Here is a 25,237-nt window from a genome sequence, read left to right on the forward strand (position 1 = left end):
AAAAGAGTACAGCTTTATTGTTTATGCCCGGGCGCTGCTGCGCCCGGGTCATTTGGTTTGCTATCAGGTAATGATGTGCTGCTGGTTAACAAGCTCGTCGTAGGTGGTCTGAACGCCATCAAGCGTAACGAGTGCAGATTTAGTGTAGGCGGCCCCCGTGCCGTCACGGTCGATAGAGATCACAGTATTGCCACCGCTTTGCGAAACAGAGACATAGTTGCCCAGCGTCGAGGCGCTACCGTTCCAGCCCACCAGCAGATCGCCGATGTCGATTTTGTCTCCCTGTGCCAGTGAGAAGTTGGTCCAGTGATCGCCCACCGTGCTGCTAACGTTGCCCGCCGTGGCGTTGCCTGCCGCGTTGTTCAGTACCTGGTAAATCAACGTGTCCGCGTAGGCCGTGCCGGTGATCACGTCGTTATGCTCAGAGCTGATGAACTGCGGCGCCATGTTAATGGTCAGCGAGGCGGTGTCCGTTTTGCCCGCCGCATCGGTCAGGGTGTAGTTAAAGACCTCCTTCGAGGTGATGGTGGCGAGCGAAACGCCGCTGTTCAGGGTGTAGGTGTAGTGGCCGTCTGCGCCAATCGCCAGCGTGCCGTAATGGCCGACGATATTGACGGTGGCGCTGCCGGTGTACGGATCCAGCGTGGTGGTCACGCCGTTGTAGCCGGTTACGCTCAGGCGGGTATCCACCGAGTGCAGCTGATCCATCGCCCCGGCGGAGTCGGTGCCGTCAAAGATGTTGCCGTTGACGGTGTGGCCGCTGGTGGAATCAAACTGGGACAGCGAGTAGCTGGTGCCGGTGACGCTCGGGGTGATAGTAACCGGGCCTGCGCCGAGTGCAGGTAAGCTACCCGTGTAGCTCAGCGTATAGGTGCCCGCGTTAAGATCCAGACCGGTTACGGCGATATCCGCATTGCCCCCCAGCAGCAGACCGCCTCCGAACGACCCCGTTTTGAGGGTGGTTCCACCCTGCGAAATCGTCCAGTTGACCGTCAGCCCGCCCAGCGTCAGAAGTGATGCCACGTTAAAGTGCAGTACAATGTCGTGCAGGGCAGTGTTGGCATCCACGACAAAGGTACCGCTGCCGCTACCCGAGGTGGAGGACAGCAGTGCAGCGTTCCAGCTCGCACTTCCCACGCTGGTATCCGAGTAGCCCGCGGTGTGGTGCACCGAGGTAACGTCGAGAACATGGCTGATATCGTTCACCGCATCCATCGCCCGCGCGGTTGGGGTGATGTTCAGCGATGCGGTGTCCTTCGCTCCGTTTGGCGCTTTAATGGTATAGACGAAGGTATCCGGCGTGCTGATGTGATCGGCACCGACGCCGGACTTCAGGGTATAGGTATATTGCCCTGACGAGTTGATGGTCAGCGTACCGTATTCCCCGACGATGGTCGTCAAGCCGCTGTTGTTGACCGCCACGCCGTTCACTTCCGAAACGACGGTGCCGGATGGCGCAATGTCGTCCGCCAGCACGTCACCGGTGGTACTTGCGCTGACGCTCGACACGCTGTAGACGTGATCTTCCAGCACGTTCAGCGTATAGCCCGTCAGGGCGGTGATGCCCGCGGCGGTGTTAAGCAGGAACAGATACTCTCCGGACGGCAGGTTCAGCGTCAGCGTTGACGAGGTTCCGCCCAGCAGCGGCGCGCGCAGCCAGCCCGGCTGGACGCGCATCTGCTCAAAGGTCTGGGTGGCGTCGTTGAACTTATACACGTACAGGTCAAACACCGACGCCAGGGCCACGCCGCCGACGGAGGCCTGGATGGTCATGGTGCGGGTGGTACCTTCCTCCACGCTGTAGATGATCGGGTTGCTCAGGTCATCCAGCAGGTTCAGCCCCAGCGTACTGCCAAGATTGACGCCCACGACGGTGAAGCCGCCCTGCGAGGAGGTCCCGTTATTGATTTCATGCACGGTAGTGTCAAAGGTCAGCGACGCCGTGTTGTCCACCGCCACAACGCTGTTAGCGGTGGTGCCTGCGCCCAGAGACAGCACCAGGTTTGCCGACGCGCTGGTGCCGTTGTGGGTAATGGTGTAGGTGAAGCTCTCCGTGCGGCCAACCACCGAGGCGCTGGTATTGGTCAGGCTATAGGTGTAGCTGCCGTCCAGGTTAATGGTCAGGGTGCCGTACTGCCCCTGAATCACCGTGCCGTCCGCAGTCACGCTGGTGGTCACGCCCAGGGCATTGGTCACCGCAGTCACCGTGGTGCCCGCCGGGGCGTTATCGCTGCCGGTAGTTGGGTCAACGTCGAGAATAACGTTCCCGCCGAGGCTGGTATCGCCTGTCACAGTACCTGCACTGGTCTCTTTTACCCCTACATCAATGCTGGTGTAAGAGCCGGTTGCCAGCAGGTTGGTGTTGTAGCTCAACACGCGATACTGACCGCTGGCAAGGCCGTTCAGGTTCAGGGAGACGCCGGTTGCCCCCAGGGTGAGCAGGTCTGCGAACTGCGGCTGGCCGGTATCCACCACCGTGGTCCAGGTCCCGTTCACGCTATCGAAACGCTGCACCACCAGCTCAAGGGTGTTGAGCAGGGACAGCACCGCGCCGGTGGCGTTGGCATTGACCGCGATATCCGCGTTGCCGCCGCTACCCACCGTGAAGCCGACCTGTGCGGTATCGTTGCCGAGCAGGGTCAGCACGTTGCCGAGCGCACCCACCAGCAGGAAGCCGTAGTCGCTGTACTGCGAGTTAGTGACGGTTGCCGTGGTGCTGATATCCAGCTCCTCGACGTTGCTGCTGGCCGACAGGGGAACCACTGGCGCGAGGACCGATCCCGGCAGGGAGGGGTTGCCCGCGGCATCCGTTGCGGTGATTTGCAGCGTCTGGCCTTCGGTCTGCTTGTTGAGGAAGGTATAGCTGTAGGTGCCGTTGCTCCCCGCCGTGGTGGTGACCGTGGAGCCATCCGCCAGGCGAATCGAAACGGTACTGCCCGCTTCGGCATTCCCCGTCAGCACGCTACCGTCGGCGTTAAATACGCCGGTAGGGGTGTTGGGGGCCGTGATGTCAACAATCACCGTCGTGGCCGTGGAGATCGGCCCGGTTCCCGTACCGTTAGCCGCCGAGGCGGTAAAGGCGTGCGAGCCTTCACTCAACGCCGGCGTGGTGAAGGTCCAGTTGCCCGACCCGTCCGCCACGACCGTACCCATCGACACGCCGTTGTTATACAGCGTGACGGTGGAATTCGGCTGCGCCGTGCCGCTCAGGGTTGGAGTTGTGTCATCGGTGGTCTTACCGTTGGTCAGATTCCCGGTGATGGTGCCAGCGTTATCGTTGATGGTGGCGATAACCGGCGCGTTCGGCAGGGTAGTGAAGGGGGCCGTGACCGAGGCGCTGGAACCGGCGTTACCCGCTTTATCAGTGGCGAAGGCCAGCAGCGTTTCACCTCCGGTCTGCGCCGGGCTGATGGTGACGTTAAAGCTGCCGCTGCCGTCTGCCGTTGCCGTCCCCAGAACCGTCCCGGTGCTGCTGGTGATGGTCACCGTGCTGCCCGCTTCGGCCGTACCGGTGACGTGCGTCCCGTTGGTGATGACGGCGAGCGCCAGCGGCAGCGCAGGCGGCGTCACATCCACGGTAATCGAGCTAATTGACGACGCCGGGCTGGTGTTGCCCGCCGCATCGGTCGCGGTGGCGGTGAAGTTATGCTGTCCTTCCGTCAGCGCGATGCTGGTCTGCGGCAGCGTCCAGCTGCCGCTGGCGTCGGCGGTTACGGTACCCACGAGCGTGGTGCCGTCGTAAATGCGCACGGTAGCGTTAGCTTCTGCCGTGCCGTTAAGCGTTGGACGCGTATCGTTCGTCGGGTTATTGCCGGTAATCGGCCCGGTGACGGTGCCCACATCATCGACAATCGAACTGATAACCGGCGCGTTCGGCACCGTTGCGTCAACAACGATCGCAAAGCCCGTCGTCGGCGCGCTGACGTTGCCCGCCGCGTCGGTTGCTCTGACGGTCAGCGTGTGTGGGCCGTCCGCCAGGGCGGTGGTTGGGGTGAAGCTCCAGGTGCCGCCGGTGGCGACCACGCTGCCAATCAGGGTGGTGCCATCGTAGATATTTACCGTAGAACCGGCTTCTGCGGTGCCGTTGAGGGTAGGCAAGGCATCGTTGGTCAACTGACCGTTGGTCAGATTGACGGTTGCGCCGACATCATCGACAACGGAAGTGAGAACCGGTACGGCGGGCGGTGTGGTATCCACATTCACCACGAAGTTACCGGACGAGGTGCTCACGTTACCCGCCGCATCGGTTGCCGTTGCGGTGAGGGTATGGTTACCGTTTGCCAGCGGCGTGGTGAGCTGAATGGACCATTTACCGTCCGCGCCCGCCGTGGCCTGACCAATCTGCGTGCCGTTCTCAAACAGACGCACGACGGCGTTGGCCTCGCTGGTGCCGTTGATCGTCGGCAGCGTATCGTCGGTGACCTGACCGCTGCCGAACGAGCCGGTAATCGTGCCCTGATCGTCAACGCCCTGGCTAATGATTGGCGCGACGGGGGCGACGTTATCCACCACCACCGTGAACCCAGCCGACGGCTGGCTGAGGTTACCTGCCGCATCGGTCGCCGTCATCGTCAGCGTATGGCTGCCGTTGGCCAGAGGAGTTGTTGGCGTAAAGGTCCAGTTTCCTGAGCCATCAGCCGTCGTCTGGGCTATTAGCACCCCGTTGTCGTAGATACGGATCGCGGCGTTGGCTTCTGCCGTCCCCGCCAGGGCAGGCTGCGTATCATTGGTCGACTGACCGTTGGTCAGCGTCCCGGTCGACGGCTGCTGATCGTCGGTGACGGTGATAATCACCGGCGGGTTCGGGATGCTGGTATCGACGGTCAGATCGAACAGCGCGGAGCCGGTGCTGGTATTCCCCGCCGCGTCTGTCGCCGTGAGAGTCAGTGAATGCGGTCCATCTGCCAGCTCGGTAGTCGGCGTGAATGTCCAGGTACCCGAAGCATTCACCACTGCGGTACCTATCTCCACGCTGTTATCAAAGATATGAACAGTGGAGCCAATTTCCCCTGTGCCGTTGAGGGTTGGCAAGGCGTCATTGGTTGCCGAACCGGTCGTTAACGCCCCGGTGACCGGGCCGATATCGTCAACCACGCTGGTGATAACCGGCGCGGTCGGGCCGACGGTATCAACGGTAAGATTGAAGACCGGGGAGTTGGCGGAGACGTTGCCTGCCGCATCGCTGGCGTTAATGCGGAGGCTGTGCGGGCCTTCCGTTAGCACGGTGGTCGGCGTCCACGTCCAGGTACCGTCGCCGTTTACGGTGACGGTGGCGATTTCATTGCCGCCATCCAGGATATGGATAGTGGAGCCCGCCGTGCCCGTACCGGCAAGGGTTGGGGTGTTGTCATTGGTGACCTGGCCCGACGTCAGCGTACCGTTTACGCCGCCCGGGACATTATCCGTCACGGTGTTCAGGACCGGCGTCGTCGGCGCGACGGTATCAACAATAACGTTGTACGAATTGGATGAGGTGCTGACGTTACCCAGCGGGTCGGTAGCGATAACGCTGAAGGTGTGGCTACCTTCAGCCAGCGGCGAGGCCGGCGTGAAGGTCCAGGCGCCCGATGCGTTGGCCTGCACGGTGCCAATCTGGATAGCCCCTTCGAAAATGGCAATGGTGCTGTTGGCCTCCGCCGTGCCGGACAGCATCGGGGTGGCATCGTTGGTTGTCCCACCGTTCGGCACGTTGACAACCGTGCCCACGTTATCCTCTGCGCCTGTAATCACCGGCGTGGTCGACACCGTATCGACGACGATGGCAAACGGCGGGGAGGCAGGGCCCTGGTTACCGGCGGGATCGGTCGCGCGGATAGTGAGGCTATGGGTATCGTTGCTGAGCGCCGTCGAAGGCGTAAAGCTCCATGCGCCCGTTGGGCCCACCAGTGCGGTGCCAAGCAGATTACCGTTATCGTAAACGGAAATGGTGTCTCCCGGCGTCGCTGTGCCGCTCAGCGTTGGCCGATCGTCGTTGGTTGACTGCCCGTTAGCCAGCGGGCCCGTGCCGGGGCCGACATCATCCGTGACGGCGCCAATGGTCGGTGCCAGCGGCGCGGTTGTATCGATCGTGACGGTTGCCGCAGGGGAGAGACCGCTGGTTTGCCCTCCTAGCGTTGCGCTAACCTCAAAGCGGTGTAATCCCTCAGTGAGCGAGCTAGCCGGGGTATAGCTCCAGGTGCCGTTGGTTGCGACGACCGTATCCAGGAGGACGCCATCCAGATAAATGTTGACGGTACTTCCTGTCTCGGCGGTGCCGTTAAGCGTCGGAGCGTCGTCATCGGACGTTTTACCTTTAACGTCACCAGTAAGGCTGCCGACGTCATCAATAATGGTGGTGATAACCGGAACCGCGGGCAGCTCTGGGGTATCAACGACGGTAAACGGCGCGTCTGGGCTGCTGTTTCCGGCAGCATCGGTCGCGGTGACCTGCAGCGTGACAGCGTTGGTTTGCGCAGGCGTCAGGGCGATAGAGAAGGTGCCGTCAGCCTCTGCAACGCCTGTACCGATAATGGTGCTGCCATTGCGTACGACGATCGTTGTACCGGCTTCAGCCGTACCGGTGAGAGGCGTGCCTTGTTCAGAAAGGGCCAGAGCGGTTGGCGCGCCCGGCGCCTGATTGTCCACTGTCACGTCAACCGTGGTCGAGGATGAGGTGTTGCCTGCCGCATCCTGGGAGGTGACGACAAGGACATGGTCGCTATTGTCAGCCAGGGCCGGGTCTGGTCTCCATGTCCAGGTGCCGTCCGTCTGGACAACGGCGGTTACTGCAGAAGGCGTACCGTCAACGCTGACGACGATGGTCGTGCCGGGTTCGCCGGTGCCGCTCAGCGTTGGCCGGGTCTCCTGAGTATAGTGAGTGCCATCAACAAGATTGCCAGTGACCTCCGTCACCAGAGGTGTGGTCGGTGGCACGGTATCAATGGTGACGGTGTAAACCCCGCTGGTGCCGCTCACGTTACCGGCCGCATCCACGGAAGAGGCGGTCAGCGTCAGTTTTCCATCCGGCAAGGTACTGTCTGGTACATATGACCATACGCCGCCTACAACGGTGACGCGGTCGATTTCTACGCCGTTGTTATAAAGAATGATCTGGTCACCGCTCGTTCCGGTACCGGCGATGAGTGGCAAATTATTATTGGTTGTGCCGCCTGACGCGACACCGCCAGCTGCCGTGATGTCCGGCGTCGCGGATGGCGTGGTATCCACGCTGAATGCGAGCCCAGTGGACGGATCGGAAACGTTACCCGCTTCATCCGTTGCGGTAGTGGTAATAGCGTGGCCGGCTTCGTCAAGAGGAGAGTCCGCGTCTGGTCGCCACGTCCATTTACCGTCCGCGCCAACGGTTACCTGGCCAATCTGTACGGCAGTATCACCGTTAACGCTATCGTAAATAGTGATGACGTCGCCAGGCGTGCCCGTGCCGTTAAATACCGGACGGTCATCGTTGGTCGTCGTGCCGGGCGCGATTGCCCCCGTGATCTGATCGACGTTGTCGGTGATGGTCGGCGCGGCTGGGGTATCCGGCGCTTCGGTATCGATGGTGATCTGAATCGGCTGCGATGGTGCACTTTCGTTACCGGCGCCGTCCTTCGCGGTGACGGTCAGCGTCAGGTTGTAGGTACCGTCGTCCAGGCCGCCCGGCGGCGTCCAGGTCCAGGTGCCGCCCGGCGGGATCACCACGGTGCCCAGTATGTCATCCCCGTTATAAATGGTAATGGTGTCGCCCGCGGTGCCCGTTCCGCTCAGCGTTGGGTTGGTATCACGCGTGATGTCGCCCGAGCCAAGCGTAACGTCTGTTCCATCCGGATTCACGACAACGGCCGGCGTGTCCGGCGTGTCCGGCGCCAGCGTGTCGACTCTGATAATAATCGGGTCGGACGTCGTCGTTGTCCCCGCGCTGTTGGTGGCAACCACGGTCAGCGTATGCGTGCCATCCGTCAGCGGCGAGGTTGGCGTGAAGGTCCAGTTCCCGGCACCATCCACCGTGGCGGTGCCGATCGCGTTGGCTCCGTCAAAGACGGTAATGGTCGTCCCCGGATCGGTGGTTCCTGTTATGAGAGGCAAGGCGTCATCGGTTAAATCGCCGTTGTTCACCGCCCCCTGAATAGGGCCAACGTCATCGGTAATACTTCCAATCGCAGGTGCAGACGGTGCTTCGGTGAAAATGTTCAGCGCAAAGTCTGCGGAAGGAGAACTCTTGTTTCCTGCGGCATCGGTGGCGGTCGTCGTCAGCGTATAATTACCGTCAGGAATAACAGCCGTTGGCGTGAAGGTCCAGGCTCCGTTCTGCCCAACAACGACGGTACCGAGAGGGTTTCCGTCAAGAAGAATGGTGATCGTCGATCCGGGTTCACCAGAGCCGTTAAGCGTAGGGCGGTTATCGTTCGTCAACTGTCCGCTGGTAATGGCTCCGGTCACGCCTGCTACATCATCTACCACGCTACTGACGACCGGCGCGTTAGGAGCCAGCGTGTCGACGGTAATGCTCCAGCTATTGGAGAGCCCGGTGCTATTTCCGGCGGCATCGGCGGCGGAGGTGGTAAAGGTATGTCCGCCCTGGCCCAGCGCAGGCGGCGTAAAGCTCCAGTTACCGCTTCCGTCGACCTGGACGGTGTCCACCAGCCTGCCATTGTCGAAGATGGAGATGATGGAACCTGCCTCACCGGTTCCGCGGATCAGCGGAGTCGTGTCATTGGTGATGGCATTATTGGCAAGCAGCCCGGTGTTAGCTTCGACGTTATCTTCCAGCGAAATAATCACCGGCAGGGACGGCGGGGTGACATCAGGGGCGTTAACCGGCGCGGAATCCCCGATATTGCCCGCAGGATCTTTGGCGCTGACGTCCAGGGTCTCGCCATTTTTCTGCGGCGGCGTGAGGGTCACCGTGAAGTTGCCGCTATCATCGACGCTGCCCGTGCCGAGGGTGGTGGTGCCTTGTTTAACGGTGACCGTGGTGCCAGGCTCTGCGCTCCCGGTCAGCGTGGTGCCATCCGGGCTAACGACCAGCCCGGTTGGGGCATCGGGCGCCGTGGTGTCCGGCGCCGTGATTTCCGCGTTCGGGCTGGTATTGCCCGCGTCATCTTTCGCGGTGACGTCCAGCAGCTGGCCGTTGTTTTGCGCAGGGCTTAATGGAATGGTGAATGTGCCGTCCGTATCCACCGGGCCTGAGGCGACCGTGGTGCCGTCCGGATATTTGATGGTAACCGTGCTTCCTGGTTCAGCATTCCCGGAGATGCTGGTGCCGTCGGGAGCAATCACAACGTTGGTTGGTGCGTTCGGCGCCGTGATGTCCGGGGCGTCGGCATCGGTACCGGTGCTGCCGTTACCCGCTTTGTCGGTTGCCGTGACGGTCAGGGTTTCACCATTTTTCTGCGGGGTGTTCAGCGTCACCGTAAAGCTGCCGTCGTTCCCGGCAACGGCGGTACCAAGGGTGATGCCGTTCGCATCTTTAACCGTAACGGTGCTGCCCGCCTCCGCGGTTCCCGTTACCTGCGTGCCGTTGGCAGAGACCGCGACGTCGTCCGGTGCCGGAGGCGAAACGGTATCGACGATAATGTTAAACGAGATTGAATCCCCGCTGGTGCCCGCTGGGGTGGTCGCCGTCGCGGTGATAATGTGTGTGGCATCAAGCAGTACGGTTGAAGGGAAACTCCACGCCCCGCTGGCATCCGCCACGACGGTGCCGATGAGGTTGCCGTTGTCATAGATGGTAATGGTGGCATTCGCGACGGAGGTCCCGCTGATCAGCGGGGTGTTATCATTGGTTGCCTGGCCAAAACCGATGGAAACGGGATCGGCGCCGTTGTCATTGTCCACGCGGATGATGATCGGCGTATCCGGGAAGCCCGAGTTGCTGGCATTAAACTGCGTTGAATTTCCGACGTTCCCAGCCGCATCTTCTGCAACAGCAGTAAGCGCTTTTCCGTCAGTCTGTGCTGGTGAAACACGCACGGAAAAATGGCCATCCGCTCCAGCGATCCCCTGTCCGATTAAGGTGGTACCGTCATAAATTGAGACGGTGCTGCCTGCCTCTGCCTGACCGGTGACAAAAATACCGGTATCCGCCATCGGGTCGACCTGAGGCGGCGCCGGTGGCGTGGTGTCGACAATGAAGTTGATCGGTTCGGAAGGCGAGCTCTGATTGCCTGCCGGATCGGTTTCGCGAACGGTGATGGAGTGTGGTCCATCAGCCAGCGGCGTAGTTGGCGCGTAGTTCCACAAACCGTTTGAACCCACGGTGACGGTTGCAACCGGCTGGCCGTTATCATAGATGGTGATTTTATCACCGGGCGTACCTTGCCCGCTCAGGCCAGGGCGGGCGTCATCCGTTCTTTCACCATTCTGTACGGCCCCCACAATCGTGCCTTTGGCGTCATCGACAATGACGACCGCGGGGGTCGCGGGTGGCGTAATATCCACGGTAAAGCTAAAACTTCCATTTGCCGACGTCGTGTTACCCGCCGCGTCCGTTGACGTCAGCGTTATCTGATGGGTACCTTCCGCGAGATCTGTCGTTGGCGTAAAGGCCCAGGTCCCGTTAGCGGAAACGGTTGTTTTACCTATCAACACCCCTTTGTCATAGACGGAAATAACCGTCCCTGCCTCACCTAATCCACTGAATGTAGGACGAGTGTCGTCAGTGACCTGACCGTTAGTCAGGGGGCCTTTGATCGTTCCGACGTCATCCGTCACGCCGCTCAAGCTCGGCTCCACTGGCGCAGACGTGTCGACAATAACGTTGTATCCGCCGGAGGCGGCACCGGTATTTCCAGCAGCATCGGTAGCTTTTGCGGTGAACTGATGACTGCCTTCGCCGAGATTACCCTCAGGTGTAAACGTCCATTTCCCCGTGGCATCGGCTTTTACGGTTCCAATGTAAACGCCTTTATCGTACAGGGTGACAGTTGAGTTCGCTTCCGCGGTTCCGGTGAGGGTAGGGCGTGCGTCGTTGGTACTGCCGCCGTTACCAACGGTGCCAGTAGTGGGGTTAACGTCGTCAGTGACGCTGGTTATAACAGGTGCCTGAGGCGCAAGGGTATCCACAACAACCGAGACCGCGCCGGAGGCCGGGCTGGTATTTCCTGCCGCATCCGTTGCCGTTGCCGTGAGGGCATGAGACCCCTCTGCCAAAGCACTTGGCGGCGTGAAGGTCCATTTGCCTTCGGCGTCAACCTTTGTAGTGCCAATCGCTTTACCATTGTCGTAAAGGGTAATCGTGGCGCCAGGTTCGCCGGTGCCGCTCATCGTGGGTTTTGAATCATTGGTAGCCTGGCCGTTGCCGACGGGGCCGGTCAGCGTGCCGACATTATCATTCACCAGAACAATATCTGGCGCGTCGGGTGCGGTGATATCAGGTGCGGTGGCGTGCGCCTCTTTACTGATATTCCCTGAGGCGTCAGTGGCGGTTGCACTAATCTCCTGGCCGTTCGTCAGCGGGGTACCGAGGTCTATCGTGAACGAGCCGTCACTGCCCGCTTTACCGCTACCTATCACGTTACCTTCACTGTCTTTCAGTGTGATGGTACTGCCCGGTTCCGCCCTGCCGGTGACGGTTTTTCCATCGCCTGAAATTTGCAAACTGGTAGGGGCATCTGGTGGTGTCGTATCTGGGGTGTTTGGGTTCCCAGGGTTCCCTGGATTGCCAGGGTTAACGTTGTTGTCGTCATCGCCGCCACCACCGCCACCACCACCGCTGCCTGCCGCGACGGCAATCCCGCCTGCGACGGCTAAACCACCTAATACCCATGGCCAGACGGCTGCGCCACCGGCATCGCTGCCTGATGCTGCCAGTAAGACGTCGGTGGAGGCGATAGATTCGTACGTCGCAGCGCCGGTAGGGTCCGCAATCCACCACAGTGCGCCATCGCTTTCGGCGAGCACCAGCTGGCTCGCGCCCTCTGCATCAGTGACGTAAAAATTCTTGAGCGTGATCACCTCGCCGGAGTTGAGCGTTATGACCAGATCGTTCCCACTGCGGGCGTATTGGGCGATATCAGATCGCTCAACATGAAGCTCAACGATGGAGGAATGACTCAGAGTGACCTGTGTGCCATCCGTGGTGGTTTCCACGCCAGTGAGTTTCGAGATAACAGAGATTTGGCTCATATAGTTATTACTCCAGCAGAGTTGTCATGGACGGCGTGCAGGACATGGCCATCTCTATGCGGAGGGTAAAGCGGGCCCCGGCGGAGTCGCTGTTATTTAAGCAGCACTCACCGTAACTTTTTTTGGGGCGACCGATGCCCGCCAGCATCAAGAGTGGCAACATCAGATTGAAACGCATTATTTACGACGAAAAATAACGTCTTTTAATTTGTTGTGATATTTAAATCCCTGTGATTTATGTAGGAATTAAAGTAATTCGGTATAAAAATGATATAGCTATAAATGTCTGAATATGCAAATTAAGCTTCTGTAAACCCGGTGCGTTTCATTGTAGAGGGAATTAATTCATTTAATGATTATATCTGATTTGACGCGGAAAGCCGCGCCAGACTGGGCTGTAGGGCGTTTCCGCAATCCGCAGCAGGCAAGTTAATCGAAGCGGTAATAATCATTTTCTTTAAATGTTTTATTGTGAATTTTAGATAAGTTTATTGGTGCTTAATTTGTATTTAAGTTAGGGTGAAATCTTTGATGCAGAATATATTATATTTATGATCAGCGTTAAAATATATTTCCGCGGGTGTTTGATGTTCTGCTATACAGCCAGAATTAATAATCTGCCGTTAGCAGGTAATTAAAAAATAACCGCAATTATCCTCGCTGAGGATACGACGTTGGTATGACTTTTGGGGAATGCTCATAATAACAATGAATAAAACGTGAGGTTCAGGCGTTAACTCACGTCCTGCCACACTCACTCTGGAGTAAAAAATGAAGACGTCGAGTTATCTTGCGATCCCCGCATTGATTTTATGCCTGCAAACGACACACGCGCTGGCGATGGGCAATAATGATACTAACAGTAAAACCCCCGACTGCCCGGCCGGGCAGGTGTACGACAGCACCAGCAAACAGTGCGTGCCGGAGAAATCCAGCCGACTGAGCGATGTAGACAAAACCAACTATGCCTACCATCTGGCGAAGAAAGGTGAATATCAGGCGGCGCTGAACCTGCTTGATTCGCTGAAAGACGGCAACACCGCAGAAGCGTGGAATTACCGGGGCTATGCCACCCGTAAGCTCGGCCGTACGGATGAGGGGATAGGTTACTACCAGCGCTCGCTGGCCATTGAACCTCAGTATGCCAAAGCCAGAGAGTACCTTGGCGAAGCGTGGATGGTCAAAGGGCGGCCAGACCTGGCGAAAGCGCAGCTGAAGGCCATTGCCGGGATCTGCGGAGAAACATGCGAAGAGTACCGGGATTTGCAGGCCGCGATTAACGGCCACCCGGAATCGTGAGGTCCACGCGGAGGGAATGCAAATCGCTACCAGTGACGTTCGCCAACAGTTAGCGGCACATCTTTCACGCCTGTGGCGCTACGGGCTGGTGTTGTCGCGAAACAGGGATATCGCCGAAGAGCTGGTGCAGTCCACCTGCGTGCGTGCGCTTGAAAAAAGCAGCCAGTACGCGCCTGGCACGCGTATCGACAGGTGGCTTTTCACCATTCTTCACTCCATCTGGATATCCGAGCTTCGGGCGCGGCACGTCCGGCTGGGGCAGGGGTTTGTGCCCAGCGACGAGCTGCTGGCCCCGGATACGCGTGAACAGGATGAGACGCGCCTGCACTACCACAGGATCATGCAGCGGGTTAACGCGCTCCCGGAAGCGCAGCGCAACGCGGTTTTTTTAGTCTATGTCGAAGGATTTACCTATCAGGAGGCGGCTGAGACCTTATCCGTGCCGATTGGCACGGTGATGAGCCGGCTGGCGACGGCGCGCGCGACGCTGGCAAAATCGGTCGTTCTCCCCCCTCCGATAAAGGAGAGACGCTCGTGAAAGCGCAACGTTTTACGCCGCCGTACAGCGACGAGGCGATCGTGGCCTGGATAGATGGCGAGATGTGCCGTGCCGATGCCGAGTCCTTTGAAGCAAGGCTCAGAAGCGATGAGCTGTTGTCAGGGCGTACGGCAGAGTTGATGAAGAGTAATCAGGATTATCAGGGGGCGTTTGCCGCCGTACTGGATGAGGCTCCGCTGGCGCGAATGCACGCCCGGCTGGGTACGCTTTCGGCACAGCCTGCAGCCTCGGCGCAGGGCGTAAGCCGACGGGCATTGATTGCTGCATCGGTCAGTTTTCTGGCGCTGGGCTCCACTGCGGGATATCTGTTCCGGCCGTCTTCCGCGGAGGCTGATGAGCATGCCCACATTCGTGACCTGGAAGCGCAGTACATGTCGCTGTATAGCGCGGAAACGCTGGTGGATATGGACAGCGCCACGCCTGTTATCCAGCGAGGGCTGGCTCGGGCATCAGAGGATCTTGGCCTCCCGCTGCTGGCGTCACAGCTTAGGCTGCGCGGAGCCGAGCTTAAAATGGCGAGAATGCTGCGGTACGACTCCATTTCGATTGCGCAGATCGCCTGGTTAAGTGCCGACTACGGCCCGATGGCATTGTGTGTCTCACCGACGGAGCAGGGGGCGACAACCGCCCTTCATCAGGAGCAGCGGCACGGTATGAACCTGGTCTGGTGGCATCACGCGGGGTATCAGTTTGTCCTGATTGGCCGTAATCCGCTGCCAGCGTTAAAGGGAAGCGCGCAGCAGCTTTATGATGCGTTAGCCTGAATCGCTATTGAGATGGCAATTCGGTCATCGACCACCATGGCGAATTTATCCATGCCGTAGGCCGCACGTGAAATCGCCGTTTTGGCATCCAGTATGAGGGGCTGCGCGTGCGGGTCCTTCACCACCGCCTCCAGGATCACCGGGCGGGACAGGGCCCTGACGGTCAATGTCCCGAATACCCTGTACTGCCCGTTTCCTCTTGAGACCACGCGTGTGCTGGTAAACTCGATGGTGGGGTACCGCGCAGAGTCAAAGAACATGTCGCTTTTCAGCTGCCAGGTGAGCAGGCTATTTGACGCAACCAGCGTCTTCAAGGGTATGGTAACGTGAATATGGTCGTCAAAATCATTTTCCGGATTGAGGGTTACGTCGCCCGTCACGCCGCTGAGCCTGGCCCAGGAGAGGATACCGCCGAAGGCATGCCATGATAGCCGAATCGCCGTGTTATCGGTGTCGATGACGTAGCGCTGTGGCGCCGCATACAGGCAGGGGGATAACAGCAAACAAGCAAAAAAGGCCAGCAGGCGAGGCATGGGGGTTCTCCGTTAAGCGCGCTCAGTGTTAACGCATGACGCGCTGTTTTTATTCGGAGAAATAAAAAAGGCCGCTTGCGCGACCTTTCGGAGGGGTTATTCAGTGACTTTCTTTTCTAACTCACTGGCACCCTGCTTGGTTTTATTCCAGCCTTTTTCAGTGCCTTCTTTGGTGGCATCCCACCCTTTCTCGGTACCTTCTTTGGTTTTGTGCCAGGCTTTCTGCGAATCTTCGCTCACCTTGCTACCAAAGCTTTCGCTTTTCCCTTCAGCGGCATGCTCTTTCTTGAGCTTCAGCTGTTCACCTTTATGCTGCTCTTCGTGCAGTTTTTGCTTCGCCTCGTTGGCGTTAGCCTTAGCCGCAGCGACGGTGTCATCGGTTGCATGTGTGGTCGCAGCAAACACTGGGGAAGCCAGTAGAACAGCAGATAATGCGATAATTGTTTTTTTCATAATGTCCTCATTTAACGTTATCGGTTATGAGCGTGATTCAGCATGGCACAGGCGAAGCGGGAAGGCTTTAGGAAAAAACTGTAATTGAATCAATGCGGTTTGTTAGGATTTCTCCGAGAAGCCTTCGAAGAAAGGTATTGCAGCCATAAAAAAACGCCCCCGACCAGTTAAGGCCAGGGGCGTTTTTTTTAACACGTTCACTTATCTGCTCAGGCCAGTGCCGTCATCGCTGTCGTAAGCGTCCGTGTCGTTATCGGCAATTAAAGCGCGACGACGTTTGCGGCAGCCGGACCTTTGGCACCATTCTCAATCGAGAACTCAACCTTCTGGCCTTCGTCGAGCGTTTTATAATCGTTGCTCTGAATGGCAGAGAAATGAACAAAAACATCTTTGCTGCCGTCAGCCGGCGAAATGAAGCCGAAACCTTTGTCAGAGTTAAACCATTTTACTAAACCAGTCATTTTATTAGACATAGATACTTCCTTTAATTTTCTTGAGCCACATGTTGTGGCGAACATGGCCTGCTTGCAGATGAGGACTTACTGGGCACTTAGGAGGAGGCTCATGAAGAAGAGTATCTGAGGATAACGCTTGAAATGAGGACTGCTTTACTAAAACTGCTTTCATAAGGTCTGTATGCCAAACCGATGACGCATAGTGGACTCATGTGAGTTGATAAGCAAGGGTAATTTTGTCAGTAATCTGTTGGGGAAATTTACAATTGAAAAAGAGGGGGAGTAGTCTTAAAAGCCCTGACCATTGCAGCCAGGGCTTTTAAGGTACTACACACTTCAGATTTAACATTAATGGACTTAATTAGGTGATACAGCTATTTATACTACTTTTAAATGTACCCGTTCATTACAGATAATATTGGGCATTAATACTAAAAGCCTCCCTCTATTTATCTCGTTAAACACCGCCTGCGCTTTGATAACCTAAGCGTGGCAACTTAAACAAGCACATCACCCATCGCGACATATACTCTTTGATGCGTTGCCTGCTGCTGATACGGTTACCATCAAAAACGAATCCGTCAGCATTAACTAAAAAAAACAAGGCCTTACATCGTCGCGCTAACACTACCATTTTGCGAACCAGCACAATCACTACGAGGCCTGAAAGCGAACTACATCCCAAACTACAAACTTCGTGGCCTGTGAAGCAAAATGGCTTTACCCAGAACTTCTATCAATTCACTACGTTACTTACTACTTTCATTGTGCTGTTGAGTACCAATTTACATATTTGAGATTCAAGGTCAATACTGTTTTTTTTAACATGTTTTTATTAACAGCTTTAGTGATTATGCAGCATCCCGCTACTTATTGTGGCGAGGGACTGGCAACGTCCACAACTGGCACAGAACAGGCTGTCATCTTAGCTTTGGCGGCTTTGATTTCCTTACCAGTGAGTGGCTCAGTTTTTGTTGCCTTCGGACTTCGCGGGACAAATTGAGGGCACAAAAAAGCCCGCAGGGCTTGCGCCGTGCGGGCTCTTAGGACTTCATTGGATGACTCTGGTAATCACCGATGGAGAATTTTGGTGGAGCTGGCGGGAGTTGAACCCGCGTCATTTAATTCATATCTAATTGAAAGTAAACTATAATTTATCTTGAAGGATATGTGCGTATACTTTACGTGCATATTCCTGTCCTTGGTTGGTCTTACTGCTGTTCTGTATCTCGTTACCAGTTTTATAAGATGGGTGTTGAGAACTACAAAAAACTTTAAAAATAGTGGATAATTCTCAATCCTTTATGCTTATAAATGAATCCTGTATGACAACATTGGTGCCGCCAACAAAGTTTTGCATCTATTCAGATGATTCAAGGGCAGGAACTCTTAAGTTCATCAACTCTATCGAGTCGATTGGTGTCAAGAACAAAGGCAAAGTCACTGTAGATCTCAGCAAGGTTAAATTTGCTTCTGCTGCTGCATCTGTTCTCTTTTTTGCCATTGTTAACAGAGCTCAGTTTCTTACGAAAGATCCGAATTTCATACGTTTCGTTTGGCCCAAAAAAGACGAGAATCCAGAGGGGCATCGCTGGATAGTCAGTACAGGCCTTGCTCGAGCTTTACTTGCCGGTACCGACGAAAAGCTTAAGGCACTTACTCGTGAGGAACGTTACTTCCAATCAGCTGTCGAACCTTTTGAGCATATTGTTGATACTGTAGTAATGCTGCAAAAAAAAGCTGTCTTAAATGATGATCAGCTTGGTTTGCTACTTACGGCGATCAGCGAAGCGTTGCTCAATGTTTCACACCATGCTTATGAAGATGTGGCCTTTAAAGGGGATCTGGTTCTTCTTAAAGGAAAGCGCTGGTGGCAGTGTGCTTGGTTCAACCCTGAAGAGAACCGGGTAGTTTTCATAGTTTGTGACCTCGGTTTAGGGATTTTTAAGAGTTTCATGCCTGAAGACGATGGTCTTAGCATTCAAAACGAAGTATCTTCTGTAGAAAGGGCTATGCTAGTAGGAGAGTCTCGGTTTGTTGGTGCAGGCCGTGGCAATGGTTCAGAAGATATCAAACGCCCGATTGGTGTCGGATGTGAAGATGATGAAACACTGCTAATCCTAACAGGACGTGCTCGCTACAACTATAATTCTAATGACAGTTGTCCTCGGTGTGAGAGACTTACTGAATACATACCAGGAACTTTACTACAGTGGTCGCTGGTTCCCAGGAGATGAATTTATGAGAAACATCGTCATTGCGAAGGAGTTCTCCCGAACACCATTCGGACGCTACACAACTGATAGTCCTAACAGTGCTGAACGCTTCCGTAGGGACTTTCTGGTTCCAGCGTTGAGAGGTGAGGAGAAGGAAGTTGTAGTTGACTTCCGAGGTATAGCTTTGGGCGTAGGTTCCTCTTTCTTGGAAGAGGCATTCGGTGGACTTATCCGAAAAGAAGGCTTACCAAAAGCTAACATCAAAGCGCGGCTCGTAATTAAAAGTGACGTTCCCTTTTATAAAGAGCAGATAGACAAATTTATCGATTTGGCTCAACCGGAACGAGCATAAGGGCAATAGTTGAACACTGCATCACCTGAATTGATTTTAGTTCAACTTGCCCCGCATTCTGAACCGCCCGTGTCAATTATTGCTCAAATCGGACAGTATTCTTGGTGCATCACCTTAGTTGGTCTTTGCATCGCTCTGTTTGGGTGGCGAGTTGCTTACCAAAACTCGATAAGGCTTGCCACTCGCTCAGAGTCAAAGTCCATTATTGATTCAGTATCGAAGCTGGTTATTGAAATATCTGATCTTTCGATAGATTTTTGGCTTAACAAATCTTCTCCTATAGATACAAACGTCGGGTCTGAACAACAAGATACAGAACGCCTGGCTAAAGCTAATCAGTCATCTAGCTACTTATTCAATGTTTTAGCTAAAGCACAGCAGATTTCTAAACTTTCTGAAGTTTTAGCCCTTCGCGGGCTTACCATCCCTGATAATTTGCTCTCAATAGTTATGGAAAAAACAACCCTGGACTGCGAGACCGCTTATCAACTGGACTCTGGTTTACGTACCATACGATCTCAAGAGATTGTTAGTGCATGTATGCAAGTTATTCACGCACTATATGAAACGTTCCAGTTTTACCACCCTCCGGCGAAACGAGAGACTTTCTGGCAATCGATAACTCGAAGATATTCTGAGATGGACGACTGGCATAACAGTCTAAAGTAAAGGTCCTTACGGACCTTTTTTTTCGATACTTGTGTTACCGTCATATTCAGCTAGGTACGATCCATAGTGTCGGAATAACATTTCTGGTCCTTTGTGCCCCATTTGGGTCGCAAGCCAGAATAGGTTAGCCCCCTGGCTAATATGCCGCGTGGCAAAAGTATGTCGGGTCTGATAAGGGTTACGATATCTAATCCCTGCTTTACGTAGAGTCGGAACCCATGCTTTCTTCCTGATAGCATCTGCACTTGCCCAAGCTTTTCCTGTTTTAGGATCCTCAAACACTGTCGCATCTTTCATGAACGAGAACGGCTTCTGGCTTGACAAGGCAAGCATCGCTTCGTTCGTTAACTCTATCTTTCTAGTGCCAGCCTTGGTTTTTGTACCCTTGGTTATACCAGCAACGCTGGCGCTTTGAACGTGAGCTGTCTTTTGGATAAAATCAATATCTTTCCATCGAAGTGCGCATAGCTCTGAGCTGCGCATTCCTGTATGGATCGCAAATCTGAACAGGTTTTCCCACTGCTTATTGCCAGCTGATGTTAAAAGGGCATCTACTTCAGCAGGTGTTAGTGGGTCAACAATGTAATCATTTTCTGTCTCAGTCTCTTTGCTCCGGTATCGTGAAGCTGTGACCAGAGATACAGGGTTTATTTGTAAAACTCCATCAGTTATAGCTTCATCAAGTGAGGAGCGCAGAAACGATAACTGGTTACGTATCGTCTTCAATGTTGTTTTCTGATTCTGGATCCATGTTTTTAATGCTGCCGGCGTTAACTCACTGGCCGGGAAAATGTGAAGTTCAGACAGTGCGCTACGGCATTTTTTATACCCGCCAATGGTGGAGGGGGAAAGATTCCTCGTTTCGCAGATCTTCAGGTATTCATCGAGATACATTTTCACTGTTTTCCCGGTCGCAGCATTACCGAAAATTTTTAACCTCACCGAACGAGGGAAATACTCAGCGTAGATAAATGTTCCACGCTCGATTTTGTTGTGGATTTCGCCGAGCGTACGCTCGGCATATTTAAGGTTTTTGTTGTTCACTTCTAGATTTGAAAGGGGTTCTCTGCATTTCACCCCCTTGTATGTGAACGTTATATTGATGGTTTCACCACTACTGTGCTTCCTGATGGTTACGCCGCGTGGGAGTTTAGGCGATTCTTTCGTGCCCATTTTGCAACCTCACTAAGATCTATCCATCTCTCCTTAACGCCTTCAACTTTAAGCACCTGCACCCCTTCACGCCAAACACCGCGCTGTACACGCTTATTGATTGCATCAGGGGTTTCGCCAGTCTCTTTGCAATAAGTTGAGATGGGAACACAATCGAGGCTCAGCATATACTTCTCCATTAACCCGGCTGCACCCGAGTAATTATTTGTCGCTGGTTGTAGTGATCAGTTTTTGCCAAATTGCTGACACATATTTTGCCTGATGTCGCGCATCAGCTAGGGCATTGTGCTCATCCCCAATGAACGGCATGTCACGCTTCGGATCGAAACCAACACTGCGACCGAGCGTAACAATAGTGCGCACATCATGATCGTTCCAAAAGGCCCAAGGGCAAATGTGGCCGGCGCGTTCGTAAGCTCCACGCAGAATTACATTGTCAAAAGTGGCACCGTTACCCCAAACTTTCATGTATTTTGGATTATCTGCGTGCCGGTGAATGAAATGGCTCAGTTCCGATAGTGCATCAGTGATAGGCAGCGCATCATCAACAGAAATAGCTGAGCGCGCTTCCGGGCTTTGATTGAGCCACCAGAGAATAGTATCTCCGTCAGGTACCGCGCCTTGATCCATTGCGCTTTCAAGCGAGACGGCTGTATAGAATTCTTGACCAAGCTCGCCTGTTTGAGGGTTAAAAAATACAGCACCAATTGAAACGATCGGCGCGTTTGGTTTTTTTCCCATTGATTCGAGGTCAATCATTAAGTCGTTCAATTGCTTTCTCCATTGTTAATTCTTATCTTTTGATTCACTGGGGGGCTGTAGCGCGAGTCGGCTTTGTCGCTGACGTGGCAAGAATGAGCTCCGTCAGGACGAGTACAAATTTTCCCGCACCTATCACATGCCAATACTGCTTCCAGCTCCGCGATCCGCTCCTCTGCTTTTGAAAACTGAACGAGAAGTTCTTCAGCTAACGTCACACGCATCACTACCTTCTGACAGTCGTGGCGTTTGGCTCTGGCGATTGTGCCGCGCAGAGACGCATATTTGTTGGCGGTCATTGGATGGACTCCTGACGAAGATGGTTAATTTCGGCGTCAAGGCTCATTCGCTGGTCCATCGATTCCGTCAAGGCGGCAAATGTAACGTCCAGGCGAGTGGCCACTTCACGCATCAGGGAGGCTTCTGCTGGTGGCAGTTTCCCCGCCGCAGCATGGGCTGCGGCGACCAGTTCTTTTATCTTCATGCGAGGCATGCGCGTGATTCCGTAAGCTCTTTGAAACGATTAATGAACAAGCCATATGCCTGGCCTGGGCGAAGAGGGACGATCTGGATTATGTCGCTGGCCGGTATACCTTCAAGGCAAGGCCAGATTGAACCGTCGTCGATATCCAGATCGCGGCGTTCCGTGGCAAGCATCACCAGATCGGCGTATTTCACTACCGCTGACATATAAGGGGTGATGCCGAATTTGGCCCGGATCAGTTGCTCTACCCGCTCTTCAATGCGACGGTAATCTGGAAGCAATACCTTCAGGGGGGCAGGGATGTCCTGGCAATACGCTTCTGCTGCATCATGCATCAGGGCTTCAAAGGCGAACTCTGGCGGAACGAGCTGGCTGCACAGCACAGAGTGCTGGGCCACGCTGTAAAATTCCGGCAGATGGCCACTGAAGCGGCAGATATGGGAAAGCGCGGTCGCAATATCCTCGATCTCTACATCGTCAGCGGTTGAATTGAGGTAATCGAACTTCTTACCTGAAAGTGTCTGGATAAAACTCATCGTCTTTTCTTCTCCATATTTGGCAGCTGCACCTGCGCCAGTTTTTGGTTGTACGAATCCCTCGCCATTGGCGATTAATAAAGGGAATTACGCTTCAATAAATCCCCGCGGCGCCGGGGATTTAATGCAGAGAAATTACGCTTTAAAGTTACCGATAAAGGTTTCAACCGGCTTGTCGGTGAACTTCTCGATCAGCAGGTCACGGAACTCGTTGGCGATAGCTTCTTCCTGGGCTTCCAGTTGAACGATGCGGAGTACAAACACCGGTTCCCCGCTTTTAAGCAGGCTGTTACGCAGGCTAAAGCGGCGTTCGCCCAAGCCTTCATATGGGACGCATTTGAACTCAAAGGCTACAGGCATGACGTCTTTACTGCTGGCTTCAACACTCTGCATCAGGGACTTTCTGCCGCCAAAATCTTCGTCTTCATGAGCTGCTTCCGTGACTTGTTTGATATTGACGCGACGAACGGCACCAGCTGCCTGCGCGATGGACAACACATTCCCGTCGGCATCAAATGCGCTCAGGAAGTCGGCCCAGTCCTCCAGCCATTCAGCAATTTCCTTCTGGCCCAGTCGATCGCCATTTACCTGAAGTAGAGCTCGGAATGGCGCTGTCTTTTTGAGGGTGATAGATGCGACGTTATCAGCATGGCCAGGGTTAGTCAGAGTACCGATATTGAAGACGGAGCGTGCGGTCATGTTGTCAGCATCGATAAAGCATCGCGCTGGTTCGGCTTCGTTGGCATAGCCAGTTGCATAACGCACAAAGTCAGGAATGCTGGTTGTGGTCATGGCACCGCGGAAACGAAAACGCTCCAGATCGAAACGCTCAAGGCTCTCTACGTTTACGCCATCAGGGAGCAGGGCAGTAGGGCATGCTGTTTCTTTAACTGCAGTAAGGTGATAACCGGAAAGAACAAGGTCTTTCACCTGCTGCAGGGCATTGCCGTCTAAAATCTGGGACATAAAATTTCCTTAATATGTGGTCATAGGGATGTCAGTGATTTGTCTGCTGCGGATCACTGTGCCGCTTTAAGCTTTCCGTCAACGCCGCCGTTGATCCCGAACAGCTGCCCCTGATCTTCCTGCAGGATGGTCAGCTTGCCGCCTTTGTTAACCCACATTGGTGTTTCGGTGGTGTCTTCTTCGGAGGCTTTACCGCGCGGGGTTGGGGTGACGTAGTTCAGCTTGTGCTTGATCTTGACGCGCTTCTCTTCGACGGAGTTACCCATACGCTCAATATCAAAGGTGAGGACTACTTTGCCTTTGGTACCGTTATTCAGAACGCCAAGCGCGGTAGTGTTTAAAGCTGCCGCGATCTTGTTCATGAACACGCCGGCATCCAGTTCGCCCAGGAAATCGGGCACTACGGTCATGCGGTCACTACTCATGGTTTAACCCTCTGTGAGGCGGCTGCCACCGCCAGTGGAACTTCTCCATACACAACAGAAAAGGGCACCTGCGCTTCGGCTATGGGTAGGAGGTCCATTTCCATAGCGCCCGGGTGGATTGGGGAATGAGCCCGTCGCCCGGTGATGCCCTTGTCTCTTGTGTAAAAAAGGTGCCCACCGATGTGATGGGCAAAGACTACACACAGCAAAGAAGTTGTTGTGGCGGTGGTGCCTCCACCTGCCGGACCGGCCAGAACCGGCGACGCTACACCACAAGAAACGTATTCATTTCAAAAGTTGAAATAAAAACTTGTTGGCCTCGTCACGTGCGCAGAGCCGCATTACCACAACTGGAAGCGCACTCTTTTGGTAACAAACCTGCCCCCGCAGTGAAAGAGAGAAGGAGTGCGCTTTCACGTTGTGCCCTTAAAAAGCTGGCTGTCACCCTCAAGGGGAAAGTGAGCAGCCAGAACAGGGATCACTTCTTATTGCTTTGGCCTGCTTTTAACCACATCAGGCGCGGTGGTAAGCCATTTGCGAATCATCCGGTCATTCATACGCCACCGGCGGCTACTTCGTGGGCTTCCTGCCTGTTCGCTGTTGATGAAAATGAAGATAAAAGATATTTGCGAAATGCGCAAGAAATAAAATGCGTAAAACGCAATTTGAAGGGCGTAAAAAAACCGCCGTGTAGGCGGTTATTTGTTCTTAAGGGATGTTATCCGTGCCGTTTAACTGACTGCGACTGGCTGATCATTACCTTGCCGAAAACGTAAAATCTGTCTTCATTGGACTTATCCACTGACCACTCACGATATTTAGGGTTATCGGAAATGACAAGAATTTTATCTGGGATCATCTGTAATCTTTTGACGTAAATTTTATCATCAAAACCAAAGACATAAATCCCATCACTATCAAACTCATTGATCGAAATATCAACGAATATCAAATCACCTGGTTCAATGGTATCAGCCATACTGTCACCACGAACGTTAATCACTTTGACCGTATCTGGTGTTCTCCCGCCAAATAACGCGGCGGCTCTTTCATTGTTGTACTCAATGGACCTGATGACATCGACGACATCACTACCTTGTATATGGCCCATGCCAGCACTGGCGCTGACATCGAGCAACTCGACTCTAAACACAGGGTCACCCTCTCCATAAGCTGGATTTTTACCACTGGATTTACATACAGTAGTTTCATTTGGAGACGGTGTAAAGAGTTCTGCCACGCTAACACCAAGTGCCGTAGCATATTTGCTAAGCGATTGTTCAGTAAATGACTTTTGTTTTCCTGTCTCAACCCGTGAGACGTTCGCACCGTCAATACCTACAGCTTCAGCAAGATCTGAAATTTTCATGCCCTTTTCGAGGCGTAATTCTCTGATGCGGTTTCCTATGTTCATGCGTCCATTACAGTTTTTTTTTGCGTGATATGCAAAGCAACTTGCGCAAGTCGTAACTACACATTAATATGCGTA

At 54.4% G+C, this 25,237-nt stretch carries 20 protein-coding genes; 7 read left to right on the forward strand and 13 right to left on the reverse strand.

Features of this window, described 5'->3' with window-relative positions; all coding sequences use genetic code 11:
* Positions 1-63: 63 nt before the first annotated feature.
* The gene (locus D5067_RS05455; RefSeq protein WP_119935929.1) at positions 64-12,105 is read right to left on the reverse strand and encodes a BapA/Bap/LapF family large adhesin; all 12,042 of its coding nucleotides are present in this window, start codon (positions 12,103-12,105) and stop codon (positions 64-66) included.
* Between the two features lie 771 nt (positions 12,106-12,876).
* Here D5067_RS05455 and D5067_RS05460 point away from each other — a divergent pair.
* From D5067_RS05460 to D5067_RS05470, 3 genes are read left to right on the forward strand one after another with little or no spacing between them, the layout of a single operon-like run.
* On the forward strand, positions 12,877-13,404 hold the full coding sequence (locus D5067_RS05460) for a tetratricopeptide repeat protein (protein WP_119935928.1): 528 nt from the start codon (positions 12,877-12,879) through the stop codon (positions 13,402-13,404).
* Positions 13,405-13,420: 16 nt separating this feature from the next.
* Positions 13,421-13,942 (forward strand): RNA polymerase sigma factor, encoded by a 522-nt coding sequence (locus D5067_RS05465; protein WP_119935927.1) that lies wholly within the window; start codon positions 13,421-13,423, stop codon positions 13,940-13,942.
* Positions 13,939-14,727 carry an anti-sigma factor family protein gene (locus D5067_RS05470; RefSeq protein ID WP_119935926.1) on the forward strand — a complete coding sequence of 263 codons (789 nt, stop codon included), beginning with the start codon at positions 13,939-13,941 and terminating at the stop codon, positions 14,725-14,727. Before D5067_RS05465 ends, D5067_RS05470 begins: the two co-directional genes overlap by 4 nt.
* On the opposite strand, the gene D5067_RS05475 is transcribed toward D5067_RS05470, so the two are convergent.
* The 3 genes from D5067_RS05475 to cspG all read right to left on the reverse strand — a co-directional run bounded on the left by D5067_RS05475 (position 14,709) and on the right by cspG (position 16,186).
* Positions 14,709-15,260 carry a YceI family protein gene (locus tag D5067_RS05475; protein WP_119935925.1) on the reverse strand — a complete coding sequence of 184 codons (552 nt, stop codon included), beginning with the start codon at positions 15,258-15,260 and terminating at the stop codon, positions 14,709-14,711. The two genes, D5067_RS05470 and D5067_RS05475, sit on opposite strands and share 19 nt — an antisense overlap.
* A 96-nt stretch (positions 15,261-15,356) precedes the next feature.
* Positions 15,357-15,713 (reverse strand): KPN_00521 family repetitive protein, encoded by a 357-nt coding sequence (locus D5067_RS05480; protein WP_119935924.1) that lies wholly within the window; start codon positions 15,711-15,713, stop codon positions 15,357-15,359.
* 260 nt (positions 15,714-15,973) lie between these two features.
* Complete coding sequence (gene cspG, locus D5067_RS05485) at positions 15,974-16,186, reverse strand: cold shock protein CspG (protein WP_019212363.1); 213 nt, start codon at positions 16,184-16,186, stop codon at positions 15,974-15,976.
* Between the two features lie 1,307 nt (positions 16,187-17,493).
* On the opposite strand from cspG, the gene D5067_RS05490 reads away from it, so the two are divergent.
* From D5067_RS05490 to D5067_RS05500, 3 genes are read left to right on the forward strand one after another with little or no spacing between them, the layout of a single operon-like run.
* The gene (locus D5067_RS05490; protein WP_119935923.1) at positions 17,494-18,405 is read left to right on the forward strand and encodes a hypothetical protein; all 912 of its coding nucleotides are present in this window, start codon (positions 17,494-17,496) and stop codon (positions 18,403-18,405) included.
* Between the two features lie 4 nt (positions 18,406-18,409).
* Positions 18,410-18,736 (forward strand): STAS-like domain-containing protein, encoded by a 327-nt coding sequence (locus D5067_RS05495; protein WP_119935922.1) that lies wholly within the window; start codon positions 18,410-18,412, stop codon positions 18,734-18,736.
* Between the two features lie 9 nt (positions 18,737-18,745).
* The gene (locus tag D5067_RS05500; protein WP_235843272.1) at positions 18,746-19,405 is read left to right on the forward strand and encodes a hypothetical protein; all 660 of its coding nucleotides are present in this window, start codon (positions 18,746-18,748) and stop codon (positions 19,403-19,405) included.
* A 6-nt stretch (positions 19,406-19,411) separates the two neighbouring features.
* Here the strand turns inward: D5067_RS05500 and D5067_RS05505 are convergent, their stop codons facing one another.
* From D5067_RS05505 to D5067_RS05540, 8 genes are all read right to left on the reverse strand, one after another.
* Positions 19,412-20,578: a site-specific integrase gene (locus tag D5067_RS05505; protein ID WP_119935920.1), complete on the reverse strand. Its 1,167-nt coding sequence runs from the start codon at positions 20,576-20,578 to the stop codon at positions 19,412-19,414.
* Positions 20,539-20,745, reverse strand: a complete 207-nt coding sequence (locus D5067_RS05510; protein WP_071882644.1) for an excisionase — start codon at positions 20,743-20,745, stop codon at positions 20,539-20,541. Before D5067_RS05510 ends, D5067_RS05505 begins: the two co-directional genes overlap by 40 nt.
* Before the next feature lie 34 nt (positions 20,746-20,779).
* Positions 20,780-21,349 (reverse strand): 3'-5' exonuclease, encoded by a 570-nt coding sequence (locus D5067_RS05515; protein WP_119935919.1) that lies wholly within the window; start codon positions 21,347-21,349, stop codon positions 20,780-20,782.
* Entirely contained in the window at positions 21,346-21,636 is a 291-nt protein-coding gene (locus tag D5067_RS05520) for a hypothetical protein (protein ID WP_119935918.1), read from the reverse strand. The genes D5067_RS05515 and D5067_RS05520 overlap by 4 nt, the downstream gene beginning before the upstream one ends.
* On the reverse strand, positions 21,633-21,830 hold the full coding sequence (locus D5067_RS05525; RefSeq protein WP_119935917.1) for a hypothetical protein: 198 nt from the start codon (positions 21,828-21,830) through the stop codon (positions 21,633-21,635). Before D5067_RS05525 ends, D5067_RS05520 begins: the two co-directional genes overlap by 4 nt.
* A complete protein-coding gene (locus D5067_RS05530; RefSeq protein WP_119935916.1) occupies positions 21,818-22,357 on the reverse strand; it encodes an HD family hydrolase in 540 nt (179 codons plus the stop codon). The genes D5067_RS05525 and D5067_RS05530 overlap by 13 nt, the downstream gene beginning before the upstream one ends.
* A gap of 135 nt (positions 22,358-22,492) precedes the next feature.
* Positions 22,493-23,323 carry a YfdQ family protein gene (locus D5067_RS05535; protein WP_119935915.1) on the reverse strand — a complete coding sequence of 277 codons (831 nt, stop codon included), beginning with the start codon at positions 23,321-23,323 and terminating at the stop codon, positions 22,493-22,495.
* A gap of 53 nt (positions 23,324-23,376) precedes the next feature.
* The gene (locus D5067_RS05540; RefSeq protein WP_023294084.1) at positions 23,377-23,748 is read right to left on the reverse strand and encodes a YfdP family phage-associated protein; all 372 of its coding nucleotides are present in this window, start codon (positions 23,746-23,748) and stop codon (positions 23,377-23,379) included.
* Between the two features lie 125 nt (positions 23,749-23,873).
* On the opposite strand from D5067_RS05540, the gene D5067_RS05545 reads away from it, so the two are divergent.
* A complete protein-coding gene (locus tag D5067_RS05545; RefSeq protein ID WP_133302820.1) occupies positions 23,874-24,524 on the forward strand; it encodes a hypothetical protein in 651 nt (216 codons plus the stop codon).
* On the opposite strand, the gene D5067_RS05550 is transcribed toward D5067_RS05545, so the two are convergent.
* The gene (locus D5067_RS05550; protein WP_119935914.1) at positions 24,467-25,162 is read right to left on the reverse strand and encodes an XRE family transcriptional regulator; all 696 of its coding nucleotides are present in this window, start codon (positions 25,160-25,162) and stop codon (positions 24,467-24,469) included. The two genes, D5067_RS05545 and D5067_RS05550, sit on opposite strands and share 58 nt — an antisense overlap.
* Between the last annotated feature and the right edge of the window lie 75 nt (positions 25,163-25,237).

The sequence above is a fragment of the Enterobacter huaxiensis genome (assembly GCF_003594935.2).
Taxonomy (GTDB): Bacteria; Pseudomonadota; Gammaproteobacteria; order Enterobacterales; family Enterobacteriaceae; genus Enterobacter; species Enterobacter huaxiensis.

Excerpts from the sequence above, each read along its gene's own strand:
- D5067_RS05455 (WP_119935929.1), bottom strand. The coding sequence starts at position 12,105 with ATGAGCCAAATCTCTGTTATCTCGAAACTCACTGGCGTGGAAACCACC.
- D5067_RS05460 (WP_119935928.1), top strand. The coding sequence starts at position 12,877 with ATGAAGACGTCGAGTTATCTTGCGATCCCCGCATTGATTTTATGCCTG.
- D5067_RS05465 (WP_119935927.1), top strand. The coding sequence starts at position 13,421 with ATGCAAATCGCTACCAGTGACGTTCGCCAACAGTTAGCGGCACATCTT.
- D5067_RS05475 (WP_119935925.1), bottom strand. The coding sequence starts at position 15,260 with ATGCCTCGCCTGCTGGCCTTTTTTGCTTGTTTGCTGTTATCCCCCTGC.
- D5067_RS05480 (WP_119935924.1), bottom strand. The coding sequence starts at position 15,713 with ATGAAAAAAACAATTATCGCATTATCTGCTGTTCTACTGGCTTCCCCA.
- cspG (WP_019212363.1), bottom strand. The coding sequence starts at position 16,186 with ATGTCTAATAAAATGACTGGTTTAGTAAAATGGTTTAACTCTGACAAA.
- D5067_RS05490 (WP_119935923.1), top strand. The coding sequence starts at position 17,494 with ATGACAACATTGGTGCCGCCAACAAAGTTTTGCATCTATTCAGATGAT.
- D5067_RS05495 (WP_119935922.1), top strand. The coding sequence starts at position 18,410 with ATGAGAAACATCGTCATTGCGAAGGAGTTCTCCCGAACACCATTCGGA.
- D5067_RS05505 (WP_119935920.1), bottom strand. The coding sequence starts at position 20,578 with ATGGGCACGAAAGAATCGCCTAAACTCCCACGCGGCGTAACCATCAGG.
- D5067_RS05510 (WP_071882644.1), bottom strand. The coding sequence starts at position 20,745 with ATGCTGAGCCTCGATTGTGTTCCCATCTCAACTTATTGCAAAGAGACT.
- D5067_RS05520 (WP_119935918.1), bottom strand. The coding sequence starts at position 21,636 with ATGACCGCCAACAAATATGCGTCTCTGCGCGGCACAATCGCCAGAGCC.
- D5067_RS05525 (WP_119935917.1), bottom strand. The coding sequence starts at position 21,830 with ATGCCTCGCATGAAGATAAAAGAACTGGTCGCCGCAGCCCATGCTGCG.
- D5067_RS05530 (WP_119935916.1), bottom strand. The coding sequence starts at position 22,357 with ATGAGTTTTATCCAGACACTTTCAGGTAAGAAGTTCGATTACCTCAAT.
- D5067_RS05535 (WP_119935915.1), bottom strand. The coding sequence starts at position 23,323 with ATGTCCCAGATTTTAGACGGCAATGCCCTGCAGCAGGTGAAAGACCTT.
- D5067_RS05540 (WP_023294084.1), bottom strand. The coding sequence starts at position 23,748 with ATGAGTAGTGACCGCATGACCGTAGTGCCCGATTTCCTGGGCGAACTG.
- D5067_RS05545 (WP_133302820.1), top strand. The coding sequence starts at position 23,874 with ATGAGCCCGTCGCCCGGTGATGCCCTTGTCTCTTGTGTAAAAAAGGTG.
- D5067_RS05550 (WP_119935914.1), bottom strand. The coding sequence starts at position 25,162 with ATGAACATAGGAAACCGCATCAGAGAATTACGCCTCGAAAAGGGCATG.